The sequence below is a fragment of the Brevundimonas diminuta ATCC 11568 genome (assembly GCF_000204035.1).
GTDB lineage: Bacteria > Pseudomonadota > Alphaproteobacteria > Caulobacterales > Caulobacteraceae > Brevundimonas > Brevundimonas diminuta.
On record NZ_GL883086.1, the window covers coordinates 2,473,335 to 2,480,046 of the forward strand.

The following is a 6,712-nucleotide window of genomic DNA, read 5'->3' on the forward strand; positions in this document are numbered from 1 at the left end:
CCCGGCGACCGGGGTGCGGATGGCGCCCGGCTATTGCCTCGGGCTGGTGTGGCAGGGGGCGGGCCAGGAGGGGCCGCGGATGCCGCGCGGCCTGATGCCGCTGGAGGGCGGCGACTGGCTGGTCACGGACCTGGGCGCCTGGGAGGCGGGCAAGGGGGCGGTGTGGCGGCTGTCCTTTGCGGCCGACGGCGCGGCGCGCTGGCGACGGCTGGCGGGCGGACTGTCGATGCCGCACACGGTCAAGCGCGGACCGGACGGGCGCATCTATGTGTCCGAGATGAACCGCATCCTGACGCTGGACCCCGATGCGGCCGATGCGCAGGCCAGCGTCCGCACCGTCATCGGCGACCTGCCGGACAACCGGCTGCACGACAACCGCCACCCGTTGTCCAGCTTCGTCTTCGACGGAAACGGCGACCTGCTGGTCAATGTCGGGGCGCCCAGCGACCGCTGCCTCGACGCGGCGGGCAAGCCGAAGACGGATGCGCGCGGCGCCTGCGTCGAGGATGCGGCGACGGCGCAGGTGCGGCGCCACGCCTATCTGGGGAACGGCCGCTGGGCCGAGGACAGTACTATCTTCGCCAGCGGGCTGAGGAACTCCATCGCCCTGGTGCGCCATGCGTCGGGAACGGTGCTTCAGGCCGAGAACTCGGTCGATCTGGACACGCCGAACCACCCCTATGACGAGGTGAACGTCCTGACCCAGGGGCGCCATTACGGCTGGCCCTATTGCGTCGATCTGGCCACGCCCCTGCCGGGCTGGCCTGTGCGTCAGGCGCGCTGCAATGAGCGCGAACGGCCGATCGCCCTGCTGCCGCCGCACGCGGCGCCGCTGGACCTGATCTATTACGAGGGGGCGATGTTCCCTGAGCTGCAGGGGCGGCTGCTGATGACCTGGCATGGCTTCCGCCGCGCGGCCGGACGCATCGTGGCGGTCGAGACGGACGGGCAGGGGCGGCCCCTGACCGACATCGGCGGGCGCTACGCCGTCTATCCGCGCGGGGCGCTGCCCTATCCGGCCGGGGCGCCCAGCGTGAACGGCAAGGTGCTGACGCCGGGCTGGGAAAAGGTCGCCGGGCGCCATCCGCGCGGCTCGCCGGTGACGATGGCGACGGCGCCGGACGGCTCCATCTGGGTCACGGATGACAGAAGCCGGGCGATCCTGAGAATCGCCCGGCCGCAGGAATAGAAATATGACCGATGACAGAACCACAGCACAGGGTCTGTTTCTTCAAGCGGATGCTTATCTGGAAGCAGGGCAAAGATTGATGGATCCGATGTCGAGAGAGGGTCACGCCTCAATGCCGATTAGATTCCTATTTTATCATGCTGCAGAATTATATTTGAAGTCATATTTAAGAGTTTCTGGGCTCAGTGTACTTCAAATAAGGAAGTTTGATCACAAATTCAGCAAAATAATGGATAAGTGTATCGAGCTTGGATTAAAAATGTCAGTTCATGATTATGATGTATTTGCTGTAGAGCAATTAAACGAGCAAATAATAAGATCTAGATATATCGTGACCGGTACACAGTATAGCGTTGGGATGGGTCCGCTTCGGTCTGCCGTGGAGGGATTGCGTTTTGATGTGCGTCACCATCCACGCATGGTTGAGAATTTAGTTTTTCGGCCTTGGGACAAGCCTCAAGATACAAGGCAGCGTGGCCATCTTGTTCGTCTTGAATGGGTGCAAGATAAAAACGGGTGATCTGACAAACAGAGAGATCACCCGCTCTAGCTACTATTTGCTTAGCCCTCGCGGCCGTCCCGCTTGGCCAGGACGCGCAGGCGCAGGGCGTTCAGCTTGATGAAGCCCTCGGCGTCCTTGTGATCATAGGCCTGGACGCCTTCCTCGAAGGTCACCAGATCCTGGTCGTACAGGCTGTTGGGGCTTTCGCGGCCGATGATGGTGACGTTGCCCTTGTAGAGCTTGACGCGGACGGTCCCCGACACCTTCTTCTGGCTGTGGTCGATGGCGGCCTGCAGCATCTCGCGCTCGGGGCTGAACCAGAAGCCGTTGTAGATGAGCGAGGCGTATTTCGGCATCAGCTCGTCCTTCAGGTGCATGGCGCCGCGATCCAGCGTGATCGACTCCATGCCGCGGTGGGCGGCCAGCAGGATGGTCCCGCCCGGGGTCTCATAGACGCCGCGCGACTTCATGCCGATGAAGCGGTTCTCGACCAGGTCCAGACGGCCGACGCCGTTGTCGTGGCCCAGCTGGTTCAGCTTGGTCAGCAGGGCGGCGGGCGACAGGGCCTCGCCGTCGATGGCGACCGGATCGCCCTTTTCATAGGCGATGGTGATGACGGTCGGCGTGTCCGGGGCGGCTTCCGGCGAGATGGTGCGCTGGTGCACGAACTCGGGCGCCTCGACGGCCGGATCTTCCAGCACCTTGCCCTCGGACGAGGAGTGCAGAAGGTTGGCGTCGACCGAGAAGGGGGCCTCGCCGCGCTTGTCCTTGGAGATCGGGATCTGGTGCTTCTCGGCGAAGTCCAGCAGGGCCTCGCGGGACTTGAAATCCCACTCGCGCCACGGGGCGATGACGCGGATGTCCGGCTCCAGGGCGTAGTAGCCCAGCTCGAAGCGGACCTGGTCGTTGCCCTTGCCGGTGGCGCCGTGACAGACGGCGTCGGCGCCGACCTGGCGCGCGATCTCGATCTGGCGCTTGGAGATCAGCGGGCGGGCGATCGAGGTGCCCAGCAGATACTGGCCCTCATAGACGGTGTTGGCGCGGAACATCGGGAAGACGAAGTCGCGCACGAACTCTTCGCGCAGGTCGTCGATGAAGATGTTCTCGGGCTTGATGCCCAGCTTCAGCGCCTTCTCCTTGGCGGGAGCGAGCTCCTCGCCCTGGCCCAGGTCGGCGGTGAAGGTCACGACCTCGGCGCCGTATTCCTCCTGCAGCCACTTTAGGATGATCGACGTGTCCAGCCCGCCCGAATAGGCGAGGACGACTTTCTTGGGGGCGGGCTTGCTCATCGGTCGGGGAATCCTTTCAGGAGACGCAAGGGTCAGGGGACGCTTGGGGGAGGCGTTCGGCGCGCTTAAAGGACCAGATGCGCCGCGATGCAAGCGCGGGATTGCGGCGCTGGTCCGCCAATGCGTCGAGGGCGCCGCGAACTGATCCGCGACGCCCCCGTTTCAAGCTGTGTTATCAGCCGCTTAAGGAGGTCAGGCGGCCAGAGCCTTGAGCTGGTCGACCAGGTCGGTCTTCTCCCAGGAGAAGCCGCCGTCGGCGTCCGGCGCGCGGCCGAAATGGCCATAGGCGGCGCTGCGTCGATAGATGGGCTTGTTCAGGCCCAGATGCTCGCGGATGGCGCGCGGCGAGGCGCCGCCGATCAGCTTGGGCAGTTCCGCCTCCAGCACCGCCTCGTCGATCTTGCCCGTGCCGTGCAGGTCGACGTGGACCGACAGGGGCTTGGACACGCCGATGGCGTAGCTGATCTGGATGGTGCAGCGGTCCGCCAGGCCCGCCGCGACCACATTCTTGGCCAGGTAGCGGCAGGCGTAGGCGGCCGAGCGGTCGACCTTGGTCGGATCCTTGCCCGAGAAGGCGCCGCCGCCGTGCGGGGCCGCGCCGCCGTAGGTGTCGACGATGATCTTGCGGCCGGTCAGGCCGGCGTCGCCGTCCGGGCCGCCGATGACGAAGGTGCCGGTCGGGTTGATGTGCCACTCGGTGTCGGCGGTGATGAAGCCCTGCGGCAGCACCTTCTCGACATAGGGCTTCACGATGGCCGCGACCTGGCTCTGGCTCAGGTTGGCCTTGTGCTGGGTCGAGACGACGATCGAGGTCGCGCGCACCGGGCGGCCGTCTTCGTAGTGCAGCGTCACCTGGCTCTTGGCGTCGGGCTCCAGGCCCGGCTCGGTCCCGGCGTGACGGGCGTCGGCCAGGGCTTTCAGGATGTTGTGGCTGTATTGCAGGGTGGCCGGCATCAGCTCCGGCGTCTCGTTCGAGGCGTAGCCGAACATGATGCCCTGGTCGCCCGCGCCCTCGTCCTTGTCTTCGCCGGCGTCGACGCCCTGGGCGATGTGGGCCGACTGCGGGTGCAGGTTGTTCTCGAAGCGGAAGGTCTTCCAGTGGAAGCCGTCCTGCTCATAGCCGATGTCGCGCACCACGCCGCGCACCGTATCCTCGATTTCCTGTTCGACGCCGGGAGCCCAGTTGCCTTCCGTGTCCATGATGCCCTTGCCGCGGATTTCGCCGGCCAGAACCACCAGATTGGTCGTCGTCAGGGTTTCACAGGCCACCCGCGCTTCGGGATCCTTGGACAGGAACAGGTCGACGACAGCGTCGGAAATCTGATCGGCGACCTTGTCGGGATGGCCTTCCGAGACGCTCTCGGAGGTGAAGAGGAACGACGAACGGGCCAAGGCAGGCTCCTGCGTGACGATGAAGCCGCCAGACATATAAAGATATGCTTATACGTGCAAGGCGGCTTCTGCGGTCGGGATTCTGATCATGCACGGCGCGCTGCTGCTCATCGTGTTTTGCATGTGCGTTCTGAATTCTTGCGTTGCAGCATTCGATGTGGCAGCAAAATCCCCCTTCGCTACGAATTTGTATGAGTTTCGTTCTTTGGCGCTGTCTTTAGTCTAGTCATTTGGAAAATTAATGCCCAGCCCGAACATCCTTGACGCGGCCCTGACCCGTCTCGACGAAGCCGCACGGCATGTGCAGATCGACAGCGACGTGCTGGAGAAGCTGAAGTACCCGCGCGAGACGATGAAGGTTCGGCTGCTGATCCGCATGGACGACGGGTCGCGCAAATCCTTCCTGGCCTGGCGCTGCCGCTACGACGACACGCGTGGCCCGACCAAGGGCGGCATCCGCTTCCACCCCGACTCCACCGCCGAGGAGGTCGAGACCCTGGCCTTCTGGATGACGGTGAAGTGCGCCGTGACCAACCTGCCCTACGGCGGCGGCAAGGGGGCGGTGCAGGTCGATCCCAAGAGCCTGTCCAAGGCCGAACTGGAGCGGCTGTCGCGCGCCTATGTCCAAGCCTTCGCGGGCATCATCGGCCCGGACCGCGACATCCCGGCGCCGGACGTCTACACCAACGCCATGATCATGGGCTGGATGGCCGATGAATACGCCTCCATCCAGGGGCAGGCCGCGCCCGCCGTCATCACCGGCAAGCCGATCGCCCTGGGCGGCTCGGTCGGGCGCGAGGACGCCACGGCGCGCGGCGGCTTCTACCTGACCTGTCACCTGACCGAACGGCTGGGCCTGCCGACCGAGGGGCTGCGCGTGGCGGTTCAGGGTTTCGGCAATGCGGGCCAGCATGTGGCGCGTCTGTTCCGCAGCATCGGGGCGAAGATCGTCGCCGTGTCGGACTCAGGCGGCGCGGTCCATGCGGCTTTCGGTCTCGATCTGGACGCCCTGCTGGCGGCCAAGGCGGCGGGCCGGTCGGTGGTTCAGGCCGAACACGGCGGCGAGGTCATTGCGGCGGACGACCTGATCGGCGTCGACTGCGACGTCCTCGCCCCCTCGGCCATGGAGGACATGATCCACGACGGAAACGCCGCCTCGGTGCGGGCGAAGGTCGTTCTGGAGCTGGCCAACGGCCCGATCACGCCCGAGGGCGACCGCATCCTGTCCGACAAGGGCGTCGTGGTCCTGCCTGACATCCTGGCCAATGCGGGCGGGGTGACGGTGTCCTATTTCGAATGGGTCCAGAACCGTCAGGGCTACTACTGGACGCTGGACGAGGTGCAGTCGCGCCTCAAGACCATCATCGAGACCGAGGGCGACGCCGTCTGGTCCATCGCCGAGGACAAGGGCGTCACCCTGCGCACGGCCGCCTATATCCACGCGCTGGGTCGCCTGGCCGCCGCCATCGAGGCCCACGGCACCCAGCAGTTCTTCGCCAGCTAGGCCGTCTGGGCTCTTCTTCCGACTTCTCCAAAGCGTCGCAATTCCAACTGCTTCCCTGTCATCAACCTTAGGCAAAGGGGCGGCGACCGAGGTCGGGAGCGCGCCCATGGACGTCTTCTATTGTCTGATCCACACGCCCGAGGCGATCACGCCCGAGCTATGCGTCCTGCCGGGCGCCACCGAGGTCGAGGCCGTGCGCGGCCTGACGGCGGTCGCACGCGACTGGCCGCGCCTGGAGCGCATCGACCTCTATCGCGGCAACCACGAGGTCCGCAGCTTCGCCCCGTCCGATCTCGCTCTGGCCCGACCTCTCCGCGCCCTGGCCGCCTGAAGTTCAAGCGTGCGGATGCGCCGCCCGAGGCGTGGGTGCGATTCTGACGCGCGAAGAGAAAAGGTGGTGCCGCTTAGGTGACTCGAACACCTGACCCCCTCATTACGAATGAGGTGCTCTACCAGCTGAGCTAAAGCGGCCCCGATATCGTTCGCGCGCGAAGGCGTGAACGAGCGAGGAGGGCTCTTTATACGGGAGCGGCAGGCTTGCCAAGAGCCGATAGCATCGCCGGTTCGTCAGGGGCGGCGGCGATGCGGATTTGCGCGAAATCGAAGGGGCTCAGGGGGGCGGCGGCCGCTTCGGAGATGCAGATGGCGACGCGGCCGGATGAGACGGCGCGGGGCAGGTCGGCGGCCAGCGCGCGGGCGGCGCGGGGGAATGGAGCATGACCGCGTCGAAAAGTTCGGGCGCGGGCGCGTGGGTTTCGAAGGCGGCGTAGACGGGCAGGCGATGGACCGGGCGGTCGGGCAGCAGGGCGGGCAGGTCGCCCGCCGGTTCGCGCGCG

General features: G+C 65.6%; 6 protein-coding genes, 1 tRNA gene and 1 pseudogene. 4 read left to right on the top strand and 4 right to left on the bottom strand.

Annotated elements, in window-relative coordinates; all coding sequences use genetic code 11:
* Both BDIM_RS15915 and BDIM_RS17695 read left to right on the top strand, forming a co-directional pair.
* On the top strand, nt 1-1,189 hold a 1,189-nt coding region (locus BDIM_RS15915; protein WP_248601224.1), incomplete at its 5' end, for a PQQ-dependent sugar dehydrogenase.
* A gap of 4 nt (nt 1,190-1,193) precedes the next feature.
* Nucleotides 1,194-1,709 carry a hypothetical protein gene (locus tag BDIM_RS17695; RefSeq protein WP_143276813.1) on the top strand — a complete coding sequence of 172 codons (516 nt, stop codon included), beginning with the start codon at nt 1,194-1,196 and terminating at the stop codon, nt 1,707-1,709.
* A gap of 41 nt (nt 1,710-1,750) precedes the next feature.
* Here the strand turns inward: BDIM_RS17695 and BDIM_RS15920 are convergent, their stop codons facing one another.
* Nucleotides 1,751-2,980 (bottom strand): argininosuccinate synthase, encoded by a 1,230-nt coding sequence (locus BDIM_RS15920; protein WP_040346443.1) that lies wholly within the window; start codon nt 2,978-2,980, stop codon nt 1,751-1,753.
* Between the two features lie 192 nt (nt 2,981-3,172).
* Entirely contained in the window at nt 3,173-4,372 is a 1,200-nt protein-coding gene (gene metK / locus BDIM_RS15925) for a methionine adenosyltransferase (protein WP_003166590.1), read from the bottom strand.
* A 241-nt stretch (nt 4,373-4,613) separates the two neighbouring features.
* Here metK and BDIM_RS15930 point away from each other — a divergent pair, with 241 nt between their 5' ends.
* Nucleotides 4,614-5,876 (top strand): Glu/Leu/Phe/Val family dehydrogenase, encoded by a 1,263-nt coding sequence (locus BDIM_RS15930; RefSeq protein WP_003166591.1) that lies wholly within the window; start codon nt 4,614-4,616, stop codon nt 5,874-5,876.
* 106 nt (nt 5,877-5,982) lie between these two features.
* Nucleotides 5,983-6,207, top strand: coding sequence for a hypothetical protein (locus BDIM_RS15935; protein WP_003166592.1), 225 nt, complete (start codon nt 5,983-5,985; stop codon nt 6,205-6,207).
* A gap of 64 nt (nt 6,208-6,271) precedes the next feature.
* On the opposite strand, the gene BDIM_RS15940 is transcribed toward BDIM_RS15935, so the two are convergent.
* Both BDIM_RS15940 and BDIM_RS18330 read right to left on the bottom strand, forming a co-directional pair.
* Nucleotides 6,272-6,347 (bottom strand) — tRNA-Thr (locus BDIM_RS15940).
* Between the two features lie 139 nt (nt 6,348-6,486).
* Nucleotides 6,487-6,712 (bottom strand): annotated as a pseudogene (locus tag BDIM_RS18330) (hypothetical protein); the annotation flags it as partial.

Coding starts and splice junctions, on each gene's coding strand:
- BDIM_RS17695 (WP_143276813.1), top strand. CDS start 1,194: ATGACCGATGACAGAACCACAGCACAGGGTCTGTTTCTTCAAGCGGAT.
- BDIM_RS15920 (WP_040346443.1), bottom strand. CDS start 2,980: ATGAGCAAGCCCGCCCCCAAGAAAGTCGTCCTCGCCTATTCGGGCGGG.
- BDIM_RS15930 (WP_003166591.1), top strand. CDS start 4,614: ATGCCCAGCCCGAACATCCTTGACGCGGCCCTGACCCGTCTCGACGAA.
- BDIM_RS15935 (WP_003166592.1), top strand. CDS start 5,983: ATGGACGTCTTCTATTGTCTGATCCACACGCCCGAGGCGATCACGCCC.